Genomic DNA, 21,512 nt, shown 5'->3' with positions numbered 1-21,512 from the left:
AAAAAAACAGATCCTTCCGATCTGTTTTTTTTATTATTTATACCGTCGCAGACGAGGTCTGGATCTGTCTATTCACCTTCTTCACCAAACCTTGCAATACCGCTCCAGGACCAACTTCCACAAAAGCTTCAGCGCCATTTGCCAACATCGTTTCCACCGTTTGGGTCCATCTAACCGCCCCAGTCAACTGCGCAATTAAATTTTCCTTAATAGCCACCGGATCCTGATAAGGGTTCGCATCATAATTCTGATAGATCGGACAAACCGGAATAGTAATCTCCGTATCTAAAATCGCCGCCTGCAATTCTTGCTTTGCAGCTTCCATCAGTGGCGAGTGAAACGCACCACCAACCGGCAATTTCAACGCCCTTTTCGCACCAGCTTCCAATAATTTCTCACAAGCTTTATCCACTCCAGCTACCGTTCCAGAAATCACCAATTGTCCGGGACAGTTATAATTCGCTGCAACCACCACATCTTCAATCTGCGCACAAACCTCTTCCACGATAATATCGTCCAAACCTAAAATGGCAGCCATCGTTCCAGGCTCCAATTCTGTGGCTTTCTGCATCGCATTTGCGCGCTTTGCCACCAACTGAAGACCATCTTCAAAAGATAATGCTCCTGCAGCTACCAAGGCAGAAAACTCCCCTAGTGAGTGCCCAGCAACCATCGCAGGCTGAAATTGATCCTCTAAAGCTTTCGCTAGAATTACGGAATGCAAAAATATGGCAGGTTGGGTAACCTTGGTCTGTTTTAGCTCTTCGTCTGTTCCGGCAAACATGATGTCTGTAATACGGAAACCCAAGATCTCATTCGCACGTTCGAAAAGTGCTTTTGATTCCTCACTCGAGTCATACAAATCTTTACCCATTCCTACGAATTGGGCTCCCTGTCCAGGGAAAATATACGCTGTCTTCATATCAGGTTCTTTTTTCTATCACAAATATAAAAATTCCTTATTCTTCTGGAATGAATGATAAGGAAGAAAGGTTATCATCGCCAAAAACATCGTTGGCGATTTCCTGGATCTCCTTCGTACTCACCTTATCGATATTTTCAAAGACTTCCGAAAGGGTAACTACGCGGTCATAATCGAGGATATTCTTCGCTTCCGCAATGATCAGGCTCATCCGGTTCTCTTCGGCCAAAGCGATCTGCCCTTTGAACTTATTTTTTGCCCTTTGTAAAAAGGTCTCCGACAAGGGCTGTTCCTTTAGTTTGTTCAGTTCTTTTCGGACCAATCGTAAAGCTTTCTCAACCTTTTCCTCATCCGTACCAAAATAGATACTGAAAAGTCCGGTATCCGAATACAAACTGTAATTTGATTCGATGGTATACGCAATACCGTATTTCTCCCGGATATTCAGGTTGAGGATAGATGCCATGCCATAACCTCCCAACAAATTGTTCAACAGCAGTAGCCCCGTTTTTCGGTCATCATAGATCCCATAACCATGTCCACCCAATACATAATGGGCCTGATTAATCGGCCTGGTCAATGCCAGCTCCTGCTTTTTAGGCTTTTGGAAACTCTCTGCGGCATGATCCCAAAGGTTAATGGCCACTCGTCCAAAAACCTTGTTGGCTATTGCCAACAGCTTCTTTTCAGTATAATTCCCCGAAATGGCGATCACCATTTTGGAAGTGGCATAATGGGTATTTATGAACTGCCTTATATCCTGTTGTTCAATAGATTTCAGATCATCCTCCAAACCGAGGATATTATGTCCCAAACCAGATCCTGCAAACACCATATCCTCAAAATCATCCATGATCGCATCTTCCGGACTATCTTGGTAAGATGCCATCTCATCCAGGATTACGCCTTTTTCCTTTTCCATTTCATCCATCGGAAAAACAGAATGGAAAATTAGATCCTCAAATAGATCCAATGCCCGGTCAAGGTAAGGATGGAGAAAAGAGGCATGTATACAGGTATACTCTTTGGTGGTATAGGCATTCAGATCGCCTCCGACAGATTCCAAACGGTTCAGGATCTGATTGGTACTGCGCCTCTCCGTCCTCTTGAACAAGAGATGCTCAATAAAATGGGCTGTTCCAAATTTCCCATACTGTTCATGCCTGGAACCCACATCGACAATCAAGCAGGCATGGGTAATCGCCGACCTGTCCGGATGCAACAACACCCTCAGTCCATTATCAAGTTGGAAAATTTTTTGGTCCATCAAGCAAAGGTAGTATTTTAGCGTTAGTATTTAGTAGTTAGTAGTTAGTATTAAGACCTAGGGTTTGATAGCCTTATTTTGATAGTCTTATAATGTTAATCAATGTTTATTCGAATACCTAATTCTGGGCAGGGTCGAACTGAAACCATGGGAAGTAATGTGAAAGTATGTAATTCCTATGGTTTGATCCCATTTTGATGCTTTTACCTTGGTTTAACCATACTTTAAGACCGAATTCATCAAGAAAAGTGTGTTTTATCATACGAAAATGGGATAAAATAAAGAATATAAAAAGAGGCTCCCTTTCAGAAGCCTCTCGCTTTTATGGTGTGATCTATATTCTACTTTTTATTATCAGACATCCTTTATAAGACATCGATTATCAGACGTATAGAATCTATCTTCTGACATCTATCATCTAATATCTAAAGACATCTAAATTAGAATCTAGGCCCTCTACCGCCTGGCCCTGGGAATCCACGATCATCTGATGGTGGCAAACCAGAGAATTTCTGAAGTTTGAAGGTGAACATCAACATGAAATATCTGCCCAACCTGTTGGTTTGGGTATCCGCGTAGTAGTTTTCTGCTACTGTTCTGGAGATGTTGGTCTGTTCATTCAGTAAGTCATAGGCTTGTAGACGTAGGGTCGCGCGGTCATCTTTCATGAAACGCTGCTCGATATAGGTGTTGATGATAAATGGATTTGCACTGGTCAATGGTCCATATCCTTTATTGAAGGTCTTAGATAAATCGGCACCAAAAATAGTGGATTTGGTAATGTTTACCGATCCGTTCAATGTTGGTGTGATGGATGATACATTGTTGTTATTCTGTGTCTGCAACTGATTTCTCGATAAGTTATAGTTATAACGAACACCTGGACTGATCTCCAAGTTTTCAGAAGGCGTATAGCGGAAACTTAATCCCTGCATGAATACGTAGTTGTTGATCACGTTCTTTTCACCTACTTCAGCAGTAGGATCATTCGAGATATACGACAGGTTCTTGTTGTAAGTAACCCCTCCCATCAACATCAAGTTGTAGGTTTTCTCTTTCAGCGAATTACCGAAGTGGTAGAAGGAACTGATGTTATACACCGGATCTTCTGCATTCAAGAACCTGGTTTCTCTGATCATACCTAAACCTGGCTCATTATAACTTTTGTTGAAGTTGGTAATGCGGTCTTTGGTCAAGCTACCATTAACGAACGCAAAGAATGTATTTCCTTTTTGGAAATCTCCTCCACGATAACGGATGGTCATCTGATGTCTGAATTCAGGATCCAGATCAGGGTTACCGATCGTTGTACTTGTTCTGTTGTTACTTACTTGGTATGGTAAGATCTGATTAACGGAAGGTTCGTTGGAACGACCGGAATAGTTCAGACTCAAACTTTTCTGACGGGAAAACTTGTATTCAAACCTAGCAATAGGAATGAAATTGAAGTTCTTACGGTTGATCAACGCACTGGCGTCATCCGAGGAGGCATCTCCTTCCAAAACGGAAGGTTGAACGGAAGCACCCAATGAATATTTTACCTTCTCGTTCTCGTGCATATAACTTGCTCCGATACGATGGGTAGTGAAGGAATAATCCTGTAGGTAGTGGAAATTTAATTCCTCATCAGGATTAGAGGATCCATCTTCATTAAAGGCATCTTGGAAGTTTTTATTGTTGTATGCGTTCTTATTAAAGTCATACGTCAATTCCAATTTACCATATTGGGAAAGAGGCTCTGTATAGGATAAGGTAGTACCTGCATTCCAACTTTTGTTATTCACTTCCTGCAAGGTTTTTTCATAGATTTCCCTTAATGGCGTATTCGCATTTTCGGGATCAGCCACCATACGTTCCAATACTCTGTCGTAATCGTTTTCGGTTGCTGAATTATCGTAATTGAAATTGAAGAATAGATTACGCCCTTTATCGTTCAATTTACGGTTATACAAACCACTGATGCTATAACGTGGAACATTGGTGTTGGTCAATACTTTTTGGGTTTGCTCATTATCCAACAAGTCGGAGATAAAAGTGCTTGCAAAGGTATTGGAGTTATTGTTCACATCGTTGTATCCGAACTGTGGAGTAAGTTTGATATAATCCCTATCGGTAATGTTCCATTCTAGATTGGCTTCCATACGATGACTGGTCGTAATTCTATTGCCATTATCTTCGGTGTTTTCCACCTGCTTCAATTCAGGAAGTGTATATTCGATCAAACTCTTTGTAAAAGTGTTATTATCATCCCTTCCGAAAGAATAGTTACCATATACTTTTAGTTTTTCAGAGAAATCATGACGGATATTCACCCCGATGGAACCTACATCTGTAATACCACTTGGGTTACCGAACATACCTCCACCTGGACGGCCACCGCCACCCATTCTTCTTCTGGCACCTCCACCGGAAGTGTTGAAATCAAATAGAGGGGCATTGATGTTATTAAGGTTTCCTAAAACCGACACTTGGGTCTTATCGGTCATGCCCATCCACATACCGGTAGCCTGGTAGGTATTATCCGTACCATAACCCGCCCGGAGGGTGGTCATAAAACCTTTGTTATATTTCGGATCGATCTGGATGTTCAATACCTTTTCGGAATCACCCGATTTATTACCGGTGATGTTGGCCATATCGCCGAAATCATCTACCACCTGGATCTTTTCGATGATATTGGCAGGTAGGTTCTGCGTAGCAGTTTTCACATCACCACCAAAGAAATCCTTACCATTAATGCGTACACGGGTAACATTCTCCCCTTGTGCAGTTACATTACCATCCTTATCAACCTCCACACCCTGAAGACGTTTCAAAGCGTCTTCGGCCACTGCTCCCTGGCGTAATTTTAAGTCTTTCGTGCTGTACTCTACGGTGTCGCCTTTTACCTGTACGGTCAAGACACCTGCAACCACAACTTCTTCTATTTGATTGGCATTTACCGCCAATGCGAAGCTAGGTACGCGGATTTCCTTTTGCCCTTCCGGAAATTCCACTTCCTTTTCTACCGCTTGGAAGCCTAAACTACTTACCCGAATGGTGAATTTCGTTGCAGCTACGTTGGTAAACGTAAAGAAACCCGCATTCGTTGAACTTGTTTTAAGGGTGTCTGTAGCTGACATTAAGTAAACCGTAGCCCCAGAAATAGGTCTAGATTCCGTGTCTCGCAGCATACCCTCGACCACTCGATTTGCTTGTGCATGAACACTCATGCTCAGCGCTAAGATGCAAACCAACATCAAAGCTTTTCTAATTCTATCCATAAATTAATTTTATTGCTCATTCAGCTTCCCTACAATCCAGACATCCGTCTTCATCTTGTAAGGATTCTTAATGGATGGTGCCGGCCGACCGTACATCCCTCCATACCTTCCCGTCTGGCTAGGTTGGTTCTTCAACATCTTCTGCAACTGGGCAAAACGATTGTTGATCATCACCTGTATACCCAACGCTTGCTTAGGATCTTTCAACCCTAATGCACTGATAGGAATTTTTGATTCATAGCTCAAGATTTCATTACCTTCCAGTTTCGCAACGGCCTGCACCCCGTAGGTATTGTCGAAAGACAAACGACCATCCACAATCCTGGAGAATCCTTTCACCCCATAACCTCTACTTCTCTTGATCAGTTCTTCGCGTACATTCATGTTCGGAAGATTCTCATCATTGGCCATTGCCCGTAGGGTCTCACTGTCGGGTACCGGAAAAATCAACTGCGCACCATCCCGCTTCTTCCCATCGGTGTTCACATTGATGATAATCCCATTGCGAACCGCATCCTGCTGTAATACCGCATCTTTGATCCGCATCGCCACATAGATGTATTCGGCATCATTGCTGACCCCAAACATCCAACTGCTATCTGCATCGATCAGATTTAACTTTCCATTCCACTCTGTCAATTCTGCATCCACTTTCACCGGAAAGCTGGGCAGGATCTGGTAATTTTCTTTCTTTTTCTGAGCCAATAAGCTAGAACAAGCAAAAATTAAACAACTAAAAATGATAATTCTTTTCATGTTTACTTTGATAACCTTCTTATTGACAACAGTATAAGTAAAAAAGTTTACTTATCATGAATCTCCTGCAAAGAAAATAATAAGAAGTGTAAATTAATGTAAATAGCGGTTTATATCACATATATTACATTTCAGTAGTTAGTAGTTAGTAGTTAGACGTATGGCGCCGAGGTCTTAATACTAAATACTAAATACTAAATACTATCTTTACTATCTTTGTTTCATGGATTTGTTGTCGTTTTTTCAGGAGGAATTTTTGGAGGCGGGCTGTGATGAGGCTGGAAGAGGATGTTTGGCAGGGCCTGTTTTTGCTGCGGCGGTTATTTTTCCGGCGGGGTATTGTAATCCGGTTTTGAACGATTCCAAGAAGCTTTCGGAGAAGAAAAGGATGGAATTAAGGCCGATTATTGAACAGGAGGCATTGGCATTTGCGGTGGCAAGTGTTTCGGCGGAAGAGATTGATCGGATTAATATTCATAAGGCTTCGTATTTGGCGATGCATAGGGCATTGGATATGTTGCAGGTGAAGGCGGAGTATTTGATTATTGATGGGAATAAGTTTATTCCTTATGGGGAGTTGCCGTATAGCTGTATAGTAAAGGGAGATGGGAAGTATTTGTCGATTGCAGCGGCTTCTATATTGGCAAAAACGTATAGGGATGAGTATATGGAGGGTATTGCTGGAGATTTTCCGGAATATGATTGGCGGAGTAATAAGGGATATCCAACTATTAAGCATAGGCAGGCGGTTTTGGAGCTGGGGATAACGCCACATCATCGAAAGACTTTCAGGGTGACGGATCCGCAGTTGAAGTTGGTTTTGTAAAAAAACACGTCATTGCGAGGAACGAAGCAATCTTTGGACTAATCGAAAGATTGCTTCGTCGTACCTCCTCGCAATGACGGTAGAGTTCCTCGCAATGACGAGAATATTATTTCACTACCTGCGGCGCCTTACTTACCTGCGGTGATTTCCCTCTATGCTTCAGCGATATATAAATCGCCCCAGCAAATCCCAGCACCAAAATAATAGAAGCGATCAACGAAATAACATTAGAAATCTTCATACTATTCGGAGCAAAGACAAATTCCACTTTATGATTCCCGCCTGGTAATGACAATCCACGCAACAGATAATCCGTACGGATAATTGGCACTTCCTCGCCATCCACATAAGCTTTCCAACCTTTATCATAAAACACTTCCGAGAACACTGCAAACACCTGATTAGGCGCAGAATACTCATATTTCATGGTATCAGGGTGGTAAGAAACCAATTTGATATCTGAATTTACCGGCTGACCAATAGAAACTGTTCCAAACAAATCCTTTAAGCCTTCATTCACGATCGCCTCTTTCTTAGGATCGAAGGTTTTCATCGCTTCCATCTCCGCATTGCTGCCATTCACAAACTTCACATTGTTCACAAACCACGCATTTCCTAATGCCGAGCTACGACGCTGAATATTCTCTGAACCATTCTCTGGATTTTTCCCAATCAAGTAACGAACATTCATCATATCCAATACATCCTCGTTCAATCCATTATCAAACAGATTCTCGATAACCTCTTGGAAACGCATCAATTTCGCCGCATGGTATCCACCCAAGCTCTTATGGAAATAAGAGGCCGATGCATCTTGGAAAGGACTGGTCGTCAGGTCCAATACTCGGTAAGAAAGATCCTTATCCATATGGACCAACTGATCTACCTCACGCTCCGGGATCGGACGTTCATATATATCCTTATCTACAAAAGAAGTGTTGTTTAAATAGCGTTTATCAAAAGACCAAAGGTCAACCAAAGTAATCAGCCCGATTCCGGCCAACATAATGGCTACATTCGCCTTCTTCTTAATAAATGCCCATACAAACCCAAAGGTCAAGGCTACAATGAAGAAGGAGCGCCAAGCATCCGCAGATGCCATTGCCGAACGGTCCTTTATCAACGCATTGACAATCTCCGTGGTCAAAGCCTGATCCCCGGTACGTTCCTGCAACATGGAAACATATTCCTGATGGGTCGAGGTCCTCAGATTCAATAAACTAGGCATCAAAGCAATCAGTAAACAGATAGCAGCAACAGCTCCACCGGTGTACAACACTTTTTTATCCAGATCCACAATTTCAGTTCCCCTTGTGATGATTTCATGAACCGCCATGATCGCCAATAAAGGAATCAACACCGAAGGAATCACCAAGATCGATTCAACCGCCCTAAACTTGTTGTACATCGGGATATAATCGAAGAAAAGATCGGATATCAGTGGGAAATGGCGTCCGAAGGATAAGAAGATGGTCAATAAGGTTGCAGCAAGGATCCACCATTTCAATCGATCCTTTACGATCACCAAACCCAGGATAAACAGGAAGATAATTCCTGCACCAAAATACCAAGTCCCTTGGGTAAAGCTTTTTTCACCCCAATAGGTTGGTGTTAAGCCATTGGCATATTGCAGGGCTTGATCCGCTGGAATACCCATTTTGGAAAACGTTTTTACCACATTGGATTCCTCATCCAACAGCCCCGATGTTTTACCACCATAAGCATGTGGAATCAAGAAGGTAATGGTCTCGCCAATACCCTGGCTCCAAGCATAGGCATATTCCTTATCCAAGCCATGTGCATCTTTGCCTGGCTCTGTCACTTTCGTGATATTCGCCTTTCCGCGGATGGTCAGTTTGGAATATTCGTAGGTTGGGAATAATACCGAAGCATTGACCAGAACCGCGACCAATACCCCGATCAGCTGCATGGACGTTGCCTGCAAAAAGTTTTTAAGTTTCTTGTCCCTAATCGCATAGTACAGTTCAAAGCCCACTAATACCAGTAAGGCAATAAACAGATAATAAGTCATCTGTATATGGTTTGAACGGATCTCTAAGGCTAGGAATAAGGCTAAGATAGCAGGCCCCCAGAGTCGGCTCCCCCGATAACAGAGAATGACCGCCCCGATGATGGGCGCCATATAGGCGATGGCATAGGCTTTATTGATATGCCCAGCCTCAATGTACATAAAATTATACGAGGAGAACGCCAGGGCCACCGCACCGATGGCGGCCAACCAAGGTCGAATCTTTAATACCGAAAACAGGAAATAACCCCCTAATAAGAACAACAAAAGAACATCTGCCGGTGGAGGGAAAGCTTTACGCAAAGCTGGACCTATATAACTTGCCACGTTGTTGGCATGGTCGTACCATATTTGGTAGGTTGGCATTCCGCCGAACATGGAGTTGGTCCACAAGGGCGTATTACCGTCTTTTTCTCTGAAATCAAAAATCTCTTTCTGACTTCCTCTGGCTTGCATTACATCACTCTGCAACAAGGTTTTACCCTGCCATACAGGCGTAAAGTAAAATACAACGATAAGGAGGAAAATCCCGATGATAAACAAATGTGTCTGATTTTCCTTAAACCAATTTTTCATGAATTGTAATAAAGGGTTATTAATGATATACGCCCAAAAATATAGAAATGATTTTAATATTTATGCTTTTTGAATCAAGTTCTTAATATTGGACAATTCCCCAAAGAGGACAAGAAGATCATTTTCCCGCAGTACCATATCGGCTTTGGCAATACCGGATGCTTCTTTGGAGGTTCGGGTCACTCCATCCCCTGAGGTTTCTGTTTCTACCTGAACGGTAGTCAGGACGATAACCTTATATTTATTGGTCAGATCAGCTTCTTTCAAGGTCATGCCGATATATTTGGCAGGAACCTTGGTCTCGATGATGCTGTATTTTTCGGAAACCTTGAAGGAATCTACGATATCGATATTGTCCAAGCGCATGGCCAATCGTTCTGCGGCTTCCTCTTCCGGCATGATGTATTCCTCAATGTTCATCGCTTCCAATACGGTTTTTTGCAGGTCGGAGACCACCCTACCGATGATCCGCTTTACTTTAAGCTGTTTCAGCAGCGCGATGGTCAATAGGGATGCACCTTCATCTTCACCGATCGCCACGATCACGGCATTGCTATCCCGAAGAGGGAGCGAACTCACCGCTTCTTTATCCGTACTATCCAAACATACGGTATGGGTAATTTTATCTTTGTTCTGCTCGACCAGATTCATGTTAATATCAGCCGCGATGACCTCATGTCCCGACTCCGTTAAGTGGATCGCCAAGGATCTCCCAAAATGTCCTAATCCTAATACAATATATTTCATAGCGCTTAAAACAGAATTTTTTCAGTTGGATAAATATAACTTTTGTTCTTGGTATTCTTGATGAAGGCCACCAAAAGGGTCAACATCCCGACACGACCGACGAACATGGTGACCATCAGGATAATCTTACTGGTGGAACTCAAGGAAGGCGTAATGCCTAATGAAAGCCCACAAGTGGTATATGCCGATACCGATTCAAAAAGCAGGGACATCATGTCCTGGTTTGGATCGGAAAAATTCAATAAGATAAAGCTCAACGAAATGGTCAAGATCGATAAGAGGATAATGGCAAATGCCTTATTGACCGATTCGGAGGCAATTTTTCTTTTGTAGATTTCAATGGATTCCTTTCCTTTTGCCAGTGCGACAATGTTCATCAGGGAAATAGCCACCGTTGTTACCTTCACACCCCCACCCGTAGAGCCTGGAGACACCCCTATCCACATCAAGGTCACGATCATGATCAAGGTTGGAATATTCACAAAGTTCAGATCCACACTGTTGAATCCTGCAGATCGGGAGGAGTTGGCCATAAAAATGGAAGATACCCATTGCCCGTAAGTAGACTTATCCTCCATCAGGGTATGGTTTCTCTCCAGGAAAAAAAATGAGATCGTAGCCAGGATGATCACCACGATATTGCACAATACAATAAAGCGCGAATTGAAGGAGAAGACCATGGGCTTATGTCGATAGTTTCCTTTTTGGATAACCTTACACCAAAAGGAAATGATTTTTTCCTTTACCAGGGTATAGAAATTAAAGATGGTTCCAAAACCTAAACTACCAAGAATGAACATGGAAGATACGGCCAATTGAAAATTATAATTGAATCGGTAATTCTCATTGGTTACCCCATCTTTAATGATAGTAAATCCGGAGTTACAGAATCCGGATATGGCATGGAATGCGGAGAAGAAAATCTGTTCTCCAATGGATTCAAATAATTTGGGATCCAAAGAAAAGAAGATCAATATTCCACCGATAAATTCAAAGAGGAAAGTGATAAAGATAATGGTCAATAAGGTTGAAATAACGGAGTTTAATTTATCCTCGCCCAAGATCTCCCCGAACATCAATTGGTTCTTAAAGGAAAAGCCGCCGGAAAAGAAATATCCGAAAAAGCCGGTAAAGGTCATGATCCCTAAACCCCCGATCTGTATCAAAGCCATGATCACCGATTGCCCGAAAACAGAGAAATTGGTCGATATATCTGTTACGGTTAGCCCGGTAATACAGACGGCACTTGTGGCCATGAAAAAAGCATCTACAAAACTGAGTGGAGCTTCAATGGTCGTTCTAGGGAGCATCAATAAAAAGGATCCCAAGACGATCAGTCCCAGGAAGGAAACGACGAATAAAATAGTCGGATTAAAGTAGAAGTTATCAAAAAAGAGGCTGCTTCGGGATAGTTCTGAGATAAACATGATGAAAATCCCCAGGTAAAGCCATTCATCTTTTGCGAAGTTTTCAAGGAATCCACCGGTAAAACGCGCGAGGGTGATCAGCAAAAAGTAGGCTGTTACAACGACCCCCGAATAATGGGAAACATTGATCCTGCGAGCCACCAGAATGGAGGAAATCGTACGGATGGCCTCAAATAAAAATAGCCCGTAATACATGAAAACAACAGTCGTTTCAGTATAACGCGCTAATTCTGGATCCGTAATATAACCTACGTGCAGTACCATCGTGATGGTACAGATGAGGCTGATGTAGAACAGCACCTGATCCACCACCTTATTATGGTACCGGAATATGAATTTTAGGAAGCTGAAAAATGAATCCATTCTACAAACATAGGATTACTTCTCCTTTTTTTCTTCTTTATCTTCGTTATCTTTCTTCTTGAACAGTCCTTTAAAGAAATTACCGGTTTTTTTGATGACGTTTTTAGAGCCTTCTGTTATTTCCTTCACGTTTTCCGCCGCCCCTAGGAGTTTCGCCTCACGTTCCTTACTGATTCCTGCACATTGCTTAATTCCTTCCAAAAGACTTTGCCACAAAGTTTTGAAGAAGGTATGTTCAGGAACACGGGTATAGTTGACTTTTCCAATATGATAAACTTCATTGGCGTCGGGGTTACTATCATTGATCAGGACATTATTGACCACAAAGGATAAGATCCCCTTTTTGGTTTTGTTCATATCCTCTCCCGGTTTGTTGAGCAGGTTGATTTTCAAATGGTCGTAATCGAAACGGAAATCACCCCAGTTACGTCGATCATTCGCTTGCATGTTGAAGCTGATTCCACGGATATTTCCTTCGCCGATTTCTACGTTCAGCAAAGGTTTCAATATTTTATTGAAAGCGGTGGCCTGCATCCTTCCCAAGGTTCCCTTATAGGTATGTTCACCGGCCTTGCTCATCATATTGAATCCAAAATTGATCTTTAGCAATCCTTGGTTCATAATCTTAGCGCTCAGATCTGCCCGCATCCAAGGCTCTTTCTTCAGGTGAAGGCTATCGTTGGTGACATTGGTGATGATCCCCGACGCATTGTTGAAGGTTATAACCCCTTCTTGATGGAATTTCGCAGAGAATTCGCCATATAAGACATCTACATTGCTTAAGAAAACAGTATCAATATGGATCAATTGCTTCAGTTTCAACAATTGTTGGTGTGGTGATTTCCCAATTTTATTGGAGCTCTTCTTTGGATATCGTTTATCGTTGTATAAGGAGATCGATCCATTTTTGATCTGCACATTCCTGGCAATGGTCTGCTGGTCATCGATCACCCGTTTGAAGTCCAGTTTTTCAAAACGAAGGGTATCAAAGCGGAGATCGGCCATGGTTACATTCTGGCCCCTTGTCTTAAAATAGTTCCCTTTGCTCATTTTGGGTTTATATACCACCTTGGTCAAGAGCACGTTCTGTTCTTGCGTATTGATGGTCAAGCGGTCGAATTTGGCCACATATAACCCGTTGGAAAGGTCGTATTCAAAACCAGGGACATCGATTTCCACCATTTTTGTGTAGAACAAGCGGGTGGTATCCTTGATGGAGGTTTCATCCAAGAGTACATCATGCACCTTGATCCCGATGCTATCCAATTGAATGTCGGAAGATTTCCCCTCTTCAATTTTGGAGAACTTAAATTTGACGTTATCGATCTTGATATCCCTTACATTCACGGAACTGAACACATCCTTGATATTGTCGTATAAGGTTTTAGTTTCCTTAGGTTTGATCGTATCGTTATAGGCATGGTATTCGGAGATCATGTGGATATCGGGTGATTCGAAAGTGATGTTCTTTATGAACAATTTCCTTTTCCGGATCACATCCCAAAGGTTGAAGCTGCGTACTTTCAGATTGGTCAGTTTGATATGAAAACGGCTGTTCGGTGCTTCCTTGGCCAGGACCATCTTTTGGTAAACAGCAGAATCTGGAATGAGCTCGGCGTTCTTCAAAGTCACATTTCCAAGGGTGATATTCAGGTCCAGGTCGTCGTAACGAAGCGAATAGAGGCCGTTGGTGGAGTTATGCACCACTTCCTTCAATCGCTCTTCCAATAAAGGTTTCCAGTTTCGGTTAAAATACCAACCCACCCCAATAACGGCGATAATAATAACTACTAATACCCCTATAATCCATTTCCAAACTGGTTTCATACGATTCTGTAAACGATGGTTTATTGTCGTTCAATAATACGAAACAAATTTATGGCCAATATGTTTAGTTATTTGCGATTATTTTCGTTATTGTAGATGCTGAGGTAGCTATCGTAGCGGGAAGGGTCGATCTCGCCATTCTCCAAAGCCTCCAGAACAGCACATCCAGGTTCGTTGATATGTCGGCAATTATGGAATTTACATTGGTTCATCAAAGCCCTCATTTCGGGGAAATAATGGGAGAGTTCCTGCGGTTCGATATCAACGATCCCCAATTCGCGTATTCCAGGAGTATCGATGAGTTTTCCCCCAAATGGAAGCATGATCATTTCGGCAAAGGTGGTGGTATGTTTACCTTTGTCGGACCACTCGGAGATGATCCCTGTTTTCAGTTCCAACCCAGGCACTACGGCATTGATCAAGGTCGATTTTCCTACGCCTGAATGTCCGGAAACCAAAGTGGTCTTGTCTTTCAACAGTTCTTGAAGTTCTTGGATATGCTCTCCTTTCAAAGCCGATACGGCATAACAAGGGTAGCCAAGGCCTTCGTATAAAGCCATGTATTCTGCTAGGATTTCCAATCCTTCCTCGGAGAAGAGGTCTAATTTATTGAAGACAAGGATCGCCGGAATGCTGTACGCTTCGGCCGTAACCAAGAAACGGTCGATAAAACCGGTGGAGGTGGCCGGAGATGCTAAAGTAACAACCAATACCGCTTGGTCTAAATTAGCACCAATGATCTGGGTCTGTTTAGAAAGGTTCACTGATCTGCGGATGATATAGTTTCTTCTCGGCAGCAAGGTATTGATGACACCGGATTGTTGCCCGGGTTCGAGTTCAAACTCCACAAAATCGCCCACCGCAATGGGATTGGTTGTTTTAATGCCTTGGGTCCTGAACTTCCCTTTGATACGACATTCGTAGTTCTGCCCATCATCGTCCATGACCTGGTACCAGCTTCCTGTAGATTTTGTTACTATTCCTCTCATTTTCTATTTCATTAACAGATGAATCCGCATATCCTTTCGCAAAAATGGAAAAATTTTGTTAATCTTTGGGTCTAATGATTTTGTTAACTTTGTTTATATCGTAAATATTAAAAATTTGAAAAAGTTATTTCTTCTCGACGGGATGGCATTGATCTACCGTGCCTACTTTGCCTTGAGCAAGACCCCACGGTTAACTTCATACGGTTTAAATACAGGTGCCATCATGGGTTTTACCAATACCCTATTGGATGTATTAAAAAACCAGAAACCCTCTCATATTGCCGTTGTATTCGATACAGAAGCCCCTACCAACAGGCATCTGGAGTTTGAAACCTATAAGGCACAACGGGAAAAAATGCCGGAAGATCTAGCTGCTTCGATTCCTTATATTTTCCGTTTGATTGAAGGATTTAACATCCCAATCATCACCATGGATGGTTATGAGGCCGATGATATCATCGGTACCTTGGCGAAAAAGGGTGAGAAAGAAGGGTATACTGTTTATTGTATGACGCCGGATAAGGATTTCGGCCAATTGGTATCGGAAAACATCTTCATCTACAAACCTGCTCGGATGGGTAATGGCGCGGAGGTATTGGGTGTTCCGGAGATATTGGAGAAATGGGAGATCAATAACGTACATGAAGTGATTGATATATTGGGTCTATGGGGTGATGCGGTGGATAATATCCCAGGGATCCCTGGAGTTGGCGAGAAGACCGCAAAAAAATTGGTCCAAGAATTTGGTTCCGTGGAGAACCTGATCCAGAATACCGACAAATTGAAGGGAAAGCTGAAGGAAAATGTGGAGAATTTTGCGGATCAAGGGTTGATCTCTAAAAAATTGGCGACCATTTTATTGGATGTACCTGTGGAATTGGACGAAAAGGGCTTGGAACTGGAAGAGCCTAATAAAGACGTTTTGGAGCCACTTTTTGTGGAACTTGAATTTAAAACCTTAGGAAAACGGATTTTTGGCGATGGATTTAATATGGCCGAAAATGCGGTGCCGAAAGGCGGACAGATGGATCTTTTTGCCATTCCAACGGATGCTGGTGTTGGTATTGTAGCGGAGGAAATAGAAGATTCTTCCCCATTGAATACCATTGAAAACACCACGCATACGTATATATTGGCCGATGAATTTGCTGAACAGGAGAAGTTGGTGAAACTTTTAGCTTCGCAACCTTCTTTTTCTTTTGATACGGAATCGACCGGATTGGATGCGCTAAATGCGGAGATGGTCGGAATGTCTTTCAGTTTTGAACCTGGGACAGCCTATTATGTACCGGTATCCTCGGATCCGCTTCAGGCTCAGGAAACTGTTAACCTGTTCAAACCGATTTTTGAGAATGAACAGATTCAGAAAATCGGGCAGAACATCAAATACGATATGCTTATCCTTTCCCGCTATGATGTACAGGTAAAAGGGAAATTATTTGATACGATGTTGGCTCATTACCTGATCGATCCGGATACGCGCCATAATATGGACTATCTGGCCGAGACGTACCTGAAATATAGTCCGGTTTCTATTACCGAACTGATAGGTGCCAAGGGAAAGAACCAAGGCAATATGCGCGATGTGGAATTGGCGAAGATCAAGGAATATGCGGGTGAGGATGCAGATATTACACTGCAGCTGAAACATAAATTTGAACCTTTATTGCAGGAAACTTCGACCTTGCAATTGGCAGAGGATGTGGAATTTCCGTTATTAAGGGTATTGGCTTCGGTAGAACGCAATGGGGTAAAGATAGATGAGCTGACCTTGCAGAATTTCTCGAAAGAGATCGAAAAGGATGTGAAATTATTGGAACAGCAGATCTATGAAAAGGCTGGCTGTACCTTTAACATCGCTTCTCCAAAACAATTGGGCGAAGTGTTGTTCGATAAACTTCAATTGGATCCGAAGGCTAAGAAAACAAAGACCGGACAATATAAAACCGGAGAGGATGTATTGTTGGCACTGGCCAACAAGTCGGACATTGTTCAGGACATCCTTTCCTTTAGGCAATTACAGAAATTGAAATCAACTTATGTGGATGCGCTGCCAACTTTGGTCAACCAGCAGACCGGATTGATCCATACTTCCTACAACCAAGCTGTGGCCGCAACGGGACGTTTGAGTTCAACCAACCCGAACCTTCAGAATATCCCTATCCGTACGGAAAAAGGCAGGGAGGTTCGAAAAGCTTTTATCAGTAGGGATGAGAATTGGACACTGTTATCGGCGGATTATTCGCAGATTGAGCTGCGGATCATGGCCGAATTGAGCAAGGACAAGAATATGCAAGATGCCTTCCATCAAGGTTTGGACATTCACCGTGCGACAGCAGCAAGGGTTTATGGGGTAGCCCTGGATGAGGTGACCTCGGATATGCGTAGGAATGCAAAGGCGGTGAACTTCGGGATTATCTATGGGCAATCGGCATTCGGCCTATCGCAAAGTTTGGGGATTCCAAGAAAAGAAGCGGCTGAGATCATTGACCAATATTTCTTACAATATACAGGTATTCGCCAATACATGAGTGAGGTGATCGAATTCGCAAAGGAGAATGGCTATGTGGAAACAATTTTAAAAAGACGTCGTTATTTAAGGGATATCAATTCGGCCAATATGACGGTTCGTGGTTTTGCGGAACGAAATGCGATCAATGCACCTATTCAAGGTTCTGCGGCAGATCTGATCAAAATTGCGATGATCAATATCCAACAGGATATTGAGGAGAAGGGCTTGGCGGGGAAAATGATCATGCAGGTGCATGATGAGCTTGTGTTTGATGTTCCGAATCACGAAATTGAAACTTTTAAAGCGATCATTTCAGATCGTATGAAATCTGCGATCAATATGGAAGTTCCTATTGAGATCGAAATTGGTCAAGGAAGAAACTGGTTAGAGGCACATTAATTAACTGTGTTGGAAGGATAATAATCATGAAGATATTCAAGGCAATCTTAATAGGGATCATGCTTTTTGTCCTTGGGTGGAACGCCCAAGCTCAGGAAGCGAAACCTGTATTTATGGAAAGGGCGGATAGTAATCTGGTCCGTTTTTATTACGACAAGAACTACTTTTTGGTCGATAAAAACTGTGAGTTCCATTCCATTGAACGGATTGCCGAATTTAATGCCAAAACAAGCTTTTTTATTGGGGAGTTCAAGGATTATTCACTGGATGGTAAGTTATTGCTGGAAGGGAGTTACCGTCAAGGCATCAAAGAGGGTATTTTTAAAGCCTATCATCCGAATGGACAATTAAAATGGCAGATGACCTATCAACAGGGTGTCCCTGTTGGCGAATTGAATTTCTTCTATCCTGATGGCAATCTTTTGATGACGGTGCTGCATCAGGGTGAAACCGTGAAATTAATGACATTGATGGATGACCGGGGTCGCCGTTTGGTGATGGATGGCAATGGAAAGTATAATTTCAAGGTGCCTTACGCAGGCTATAACCCCTATGGATTTCCATTTGTGCGTTTGCGCGGAAATATCAGGGATGGATTTGCAGTTGGTAAATGGCAGGTATTATTTGAGGATGACAAAGGGACGGTTGAAGCCGGCGAAGAATATTATGCGCCTAATGGCGCATTCAGGGAGGGCTACGATTACTATACACAAGAAGTATATGATGCTGCTCGATATCCACTTTGGCCTATAGAGCCTTTTATGCGCGGCGAACATTTTGTGTCCAAAGATTGTACATTTGATGACTTTACGGGATATACCATGTATTTAGGAAAGGCCATCAGCGATTATTTTGAGGGCGCAGAAATCCCTGATCTATCCAAATATGAAATCACCTATACCGTGGAGGTGGATAAGAGGGGAATTCCCAAAAAGGCAAAGGTAGCGACCAAGTTCAATCCGGATTTTGACCGTATTTTTGCTTCTGCCTTGGGGGAAATTGGAAATTATATTCCCTCATTTGTAAATGGGGAATATGTGGATGATGAATTGACAGTGAATCTCATAGCGCAAAAAGCTGGGGATGGTTCGTTGCTCTTTCATTCGGTTAAAATCATTAGAAAAGCAGAGAACCCTTAGGATTTCCTAAGTTTAATTATATTTGGAGAAATTTTTAATCATGAAATTCCATAAAGAAGGATATACCAGTTTAGCACTTGTTGTTTTATTCATATTCGTGATCTTGGCCATTGCGCATTATTTTGATGCGGGCAAGGTAGTTACTTGGATACTTTATATAATATCTGCGATCTTATTTATCACGATTGTGCAGTTCTTCAGGAGCCCTATCAAAAAGATCAGCATCGATGATGGTGTAATTTTATGCCCGGCGGATGGAAAAGTAGTGGTTATCGAAGAAGCGGAGGAAACGGAATATTTCAAGGAAAGAAGATTGCAGGTTTCGATCTTTATGTCGCCAGTGAATGTGCATGTGAATAGAAATCCTGTTTCTGGAATGGTAAGTTTCTTCAAATATCATCCCGGTAAATTTTTGGTGGCTTGGCATCCGAAGTCTTCCACGGATAATGAACGTACGACGGTTGTGGTTAAACGTAAAGATGGTGTAGAAGTGTTGTTCCGCCAGATCGCCGGAGCCTTGGCCAGAAGGATCGTATGGTATGTAAAAGAGGGTCAGGAAGTAAAACAGGGCGATGAATTCGGATTTATCAAATTCGGTTCTCGTGTGGATTTATTCTTGCCTTTGAATGCCGAAATCAATGTTAAAATCAACGATAAAGTGGTAGGTGGAAAAACGGTTATCGCTCGCGTATAATCCATGAATTTCAGATCGCTCATATTGATCATCAGTTTTGTGTTCTCGCTGATCCTGGCGGGCATGAACTTTTATTATGAACGGGATTTCCCAACTTTCATCTTTATTCTCATCCTGAGTTTTATTCTTTCGTTTTCCCTACTGAACTATGTTTTTCAGAAATTTGTATACGAAAGGATAAAATCTGTCTATAAATTGATCCACAACCTGAAGTTGGGAAAAGAGCTAAAGGACGCCTTAGGTGACCATAAGTCTGACGACCCTATCGGGGATGCGGAGAAGGAGGTTAGGGATTGGGCGAAACAGAAGGCATCCGAAATCGATCAACTTAAAGCTCAGGAGAAATTCCGTAAAGAATTTCTTTCCAATATATCACACGAATTTAAGACTCCACTGTTCGCTATTCAGGGTTATATAGAAACCTTGCAGGATGGGATGATGGAGGATAATCCGGAAATGGCTGTTAATTTTCTGAATAAGGCCTCTCGGAACCTGGACAGGTTAAGCTATTTGATCCATGACCTGGATGAAATCGCTAAATTGGAATCCGGAGCTGTGCTGATTGAAAAGGAAAAATTTGATCTGCAGGTGTTGATCAAGGAGACGCTGGATGACTTGGAATATAAAGCCAACGAACAGAACATTGTTTTAGATTTTAGTTCAAAAGGAAATCATCCGATTTTTGTAAAAGCTGATCGGAAGAAGATACAGCAGGTTTTGGTGAATCTGATTGACAATTCCATCAAATATGGAAAGAGAAACGGAAAAACGAGCATTAAGACTCATCCTTTAATCGATCAAATTTTGATCGAGATTACGGATAATGGAGTTGGGATAGAGGAAAAGAACCTGCCAAGGGTTTTTGAGCGTTTTTTTAGGACAGATAAAAGTAGGTCGAGGGAGATTGGCGGTTCAGGTTTGGGCTTAGCGATTGTGAAGCACATCATTGAAGCTCATCATCAAAATGTGCATGTGCGTAGTACCGAGGGTATTGGGACCACCTTTTCTTTTACATTGGAAAAGGCCTAATTGGGGGTATTTATAAAAACTTAACATTAACTTAACATTAAGTCCATATTTTTGCGCTACTAAAATTCAAAATATGTCGTTGAATAGCATTTTTCAATACTTCGTTCCGAAGGACAAAAAATTCTTCCCTTTATTTGAGCAAGCTGGCTCGAATTTGATCGAAATGGCTAAGTTATTAAAAGAGAGTGTTCATACCTCTGATCTACAACTTAGAAAAAACAATTCTAAATTGTTGGAAGACCTAGAACACAAAGGGGATAACCTAACCCACCAGATCCATTTAGAACTTGGAAAAAACTTTATTACTCCATTTGACCGTGAAGATATCCACGCTCTAGCGAGCTCATTGGATGATGTTGCTGACTTTATCCATGGTGCTTCAAACCGTATGGAATTATATAAGGTAGAAAACCCGAGTGATGCGATGAAAGAGATCTCTGATCTTATCGTAGAAGCTACTGAACATGTTGCTAAAGCATTATTTGAACTGAAAGACCTGAAGAACATCAGAAATATTACGGATTCTTGCGTTCGTATCAACAGCGTGGAGAACAAAGCAGATTATATTTTTGATAAAGCTGTAGCTGATCTTTTCGAATATGAAAAGGATGCGATCAACCTGATCAAGAACAAAGAGGTATTATCGGCCATGGAAGATGCTACCGATAAATGTGAAGACGTTGCCAACGTATTAGAAAGTATCCTAGTGAAAAACGCGTAATCGTTTTTTTACCTTTATTTCATTAC

15 protein-coding genes are annotated in these 21,512 nt (G+C 42.1%); 6 read left to right on the top strand and 9 right to left on the bottom strand.

The annotated features are described in order from the left end of the window. Positions 1-37: 37 nt before the first annotated feature. The 4 genes from fabD to VJ786_RS00855 all read right to left on the bottom strand — a co-directional run bounded on the left by fabD (position 38) and on the right by VJ786_RS00855 (position 6,208). Positions 38-922, bottom strand: coding sequence for an ACP S-malonyltransferase (gene fabD, locus VJ786_RS00870; protein ID WP_336557064.1), 885 nt, complete (start codon positions 920-922; stop codon positions 38-40). A 37-nt stretch (positions 923-959) separates the two neighbouring features. Further along, positions 960-2,189, bottom strand: a complete 1,230-nt coding sequence (locus tag VJ786_RS00865; protein ID WP_336557063.1) for a M16 family metallopeptidase — start codon at positions 2,187-2,189, stop codon at positions 960-962. A gap of 440 nt (positions 2,190-2,629) precedes the next feature. Next, positions 2,630-5,452 (bottom strand): outer membrane beta-barrel protein, encoded by a 2,823-nt coding sequence (locus VJ786_RS00860; RefSeq protein ID WP_336557062.1) that lies wholly within the window; start codon positions 5,450-5,452, stop codon positions 2,630-2,632. Positions 5,453-5,461: 9 nt separating this feature from the next. Further along, positions 5,462-6,208, bottom strand: a complete 747-nt coding sequence (locus tag VJ786_RS00855) for a DOMON domain-containing protein (protein WP_336557061.1) — start codon at positions 6,206-6,208, stop codon at positions 5,462-5,464. Between the two features lie 223 nt (positions 6,209-6,431). Here VJ786_RS00855 and rnhB point away from each other — a divergent pair, with 223 nt between their 5' ends. Beyond that, positions 6,432-7,034: a ribonuclease HII gene (gene rnhB, locus VJ786_RS00850; protein ID WP_134778258.1), complete on the top strand. Its 603-nt coding sequence runs from the start codon at positions 6,432-6,434 to the stop codon at positions 7,032-7,034. A 106-nt stretch (positions 7,035-7,140) separates the two neighbouring features. Here rnhB and VJ786_RS00845 read toward each other — a convergent pair whose 3' ends face one another. The 5 genes from VJ786_RS00845 to rsgA all read right to left on the bottom strand — a co-directional run bounded on the left by VJ786_RS00845 (position 7,141) and on the right by rsgA (position 14,992). Next, positions 7,141-9,639, bottom strand: a complete 2,499-nt coding sequence (locus VJ786_RS00845; protein ID WP_336557060.1) for a YfhO family protein — start codon at positions 9,637-9,639, stop codon at positions 7,141-7,143. Between the two features lie 60 nt (positions 9,640-9,699). After that, complete coding sequence (locus VJ786_RS00840) at positions 9,700-10,386, bottom strand: potassium channel family protein (protein ID WP_099365018.1); 687 nt, start codon at positions 10,384-10,386, stop codon at positions 9,700-9,702. A 5-nt stretch (positions 10,387-10,391) separates the two neighbouring features. Beyond that, on the bottom strand, positions 10,392-12,176 hold the full coding sequence (locus VJ786_RS00835; protein WP_336557059.1) for a TrkH family potassium uptake protein: 1,785 nt from the start codon (positions 12,174-12,176) through the stop codon (positions 10,392-10,394). 15 nt (positions 12,177-12,191) lie between these two features. Next, positions 12,192-14,003 carry a hypothetical protein gene (locus VJ786_RS00830; RefSeq protein ID WP_336557058.1) on the bottom strand — a complete coding sequence of 604 codons (1,812 nt, stop codon included), beginning with the start codon at positions 14,001-14,003 and terminating at the stop codon, positions 12,192-12,194. Positions 14,004-14,071: 68 nt separating this feature from the next. After that, entirely contained in the window at positions 14,072-14,992 is a 921-nt protein-coding gene (rsgA, locus tag VJ786_RS00825) for a ribosome small subunit-dependent GTPase A (protein ID WP_336557057.1), read from the bottom strand. Between the two features lie 115 nt (positions 14,993-15,107). On the opposite strand from rsgA, the gene polA reads away from it, so the two are divergent. The 5 genes from polA to VJ786_RS00800 all read left to right on the top strand — a co-directional run bounded on the left by polA (position 15,108) and on the right by VJ786_RS00800 (position 21,486). Beyond that, positions 15,108-17,903, top strand: coding sequence for a DNA polymerase I (gene polA / locus VJ786_RS00820; protein ID WP_336557056.1), 2,796 nt, complete (start codon positions 15,108-15,110; stop codon positions 17,901-17,903). Positions 17,904-17,929: 26 nt separating this feature from the next. After that, positions 17,930-19,042, top strand: a complete 1,113-nt coding sequence (locus VJ786_RS00815; RefSeq protein WP_336557055.1) for a toxin-antitoxin system YwqK family antitoxin — start codon at positions 17,930-17,932, stop codon at positions 19,040-19,042. A 40-nt stretch (positions 19,043-19,082) separates the two neighbouring features. After that, the gene (locus VJ786_RS00810) at positions 19,083-19,736 is read left to right on the top strand and encodes a phosphatidylserine decarboxylase family protein (RefSeq protein ID WP_336557054.1); all 654 of its coding nucleotides are present in this window, start codon (positions 19,083-19,085) and stop codon (positions 19,734-19,736) included. A 3-nt stretch (positions 19,737-19,739) separates the two neighbouring features. Continuing rightward, on the top strand, positions 19,740-20,765 hold the full coding sequence (locus VJ786_RS00805; RefSeq protein ID WP_336557053.1) for a sensor histidine kinase: 1,026 nt from the start codon (positions 19,740-19,742) through the stop codon (positions 20,763-20,765). Positions 20,766-20,838: 73 nt separating this feature from the next. Continuing rightward, entirely contained in the window at positions 20,839-21,486 is a 648-nt protein-coding gene (locus VJ786_RS00800) for a DUF47 domain-containing protein (protein ID WP_099365026.1), read from the top strand. The last annotated feature ends 26 nt before the right edge of the window (positions 21,487-21,512 follow it).

The organism is Sphingobacterium tenebrionis (assembly GCF_037126265.1).
In the GTDB taxonomy this organism is placed as follows: Bacteria; Bacteroidota; Bacteroidia; order Sphingobacteriales; family Sphingobacteriaceae; genus Sphingobacterium; species Sphingobacterium tenebrionis.
This window is presented reverse-complemented; position numbering and strand designations above follow the sequence as displayed.

What these genes read in the sequence shown, in the direction of transcription:
- fabD (WP_336557064.1), bottom strand. Translation starts at nt 922, where the DNA reads ATGAAGACAGCGTATATTTTCCCTGGACAGGGAGCCCAATTCGTAGGA.
- VJ786_RS00865 (WP_336557063.1), bottom strand. Translation starts at nt 2,189, where the DNA reads ATGGACCAAAAAATTTTCCAACTTGATAATGGACTGAGGGTGTTGTTG.
- VJ786_RS00860 (WP_336557062.1), bottom strand. Translation starts at nt 5,452, where the DNA reads ATGGATAGAATTAGAAAAGCTTTGATGTTGGTTTGCATCTTAGCGCTG.
- VJ786_RS00855 (WP_336557061.1), bottom strand. Translation starts at nt 6,208, where the DNA reads ATGAAAAGAATTATCATTTTTAGTTGTTTAATTTTTGCTTGTTCTAGC.
- rnhB (WP_134778258.1), top strand. Translation starts at nt 6,432, where the DNA reads ATGGATTTGTTGTCGTTTTTTCAGGAGGAATTTTTGGAGGCGGGCTGT.
- VJ786_RS00845 (WP_336557060.1), bottom strand. Translation starts at nt 9,639, where the DNA reads ATGAAAAATTGGTTTAAGGAAAATCAGACACATTTGTTTATCATCGGG.
- VJ786_RS00840 (WP_099365018.1), bottom strand. Translation starts at nt 10,386, where the DNA reads ATGAAATATATTGTATTAGGATTAGGACATTTTGGGAGATCCTTGGCG.
- VJ786_RS00835 (WP_336557059.1), bottom strand. Translation starts at nt 12,176, where the DNA reads ATGGATTCATTTTTCAGCTTCCTAAAATTCATATTCCGGTACCATAAT.
- VJ786_RS00830 (WP_336557058.1), bottom strand. Translation starts at nt 14,003, where the DNA reads ATGAAACCAGTTTGGAAATGGATTATAGGGGTATTAGTAGTTATTATT.
- rsgA (WP_336557057.1), bottom strand. Translation starts at nt 14,992, where the DNA reads ATGAGAGGAATAGTAACAAAATCTACAGGAAGCTGGTACCAGGTCATG.
- VJ786_RS00815 (WP_336557055.1), top strand. Translation starts at nt 17,930, where the DNA reads ATGAAGATATTCAAGGCAATCTTAATAGGGATCATGCTTTTTGTCCTT.
- VJ786_RS00810 (WP_336557054.1), top strand. Translation starts at nt 19,083, where the DNA reads ATGAAATTCCATAAAGAAGGATATACCAGTTTAGCACTTGTTGTTTTA.
- VJ786_RS00805 (WP_336557053.1), top strand. Translation starts at nt 19,740, where the DNA reads ATGAATTTCAGATCGCTCATATTGATCATCAGTTTTGTGTTCTCGCTG.
- VJ786_RS00800 (WP_099365026.1), top strand. Translation starts at nt 20,839, where the DNA reads ATGTCGTTGAATAGCATTTTTCAATACTTCGTTCCGAAGGACAAAAAA.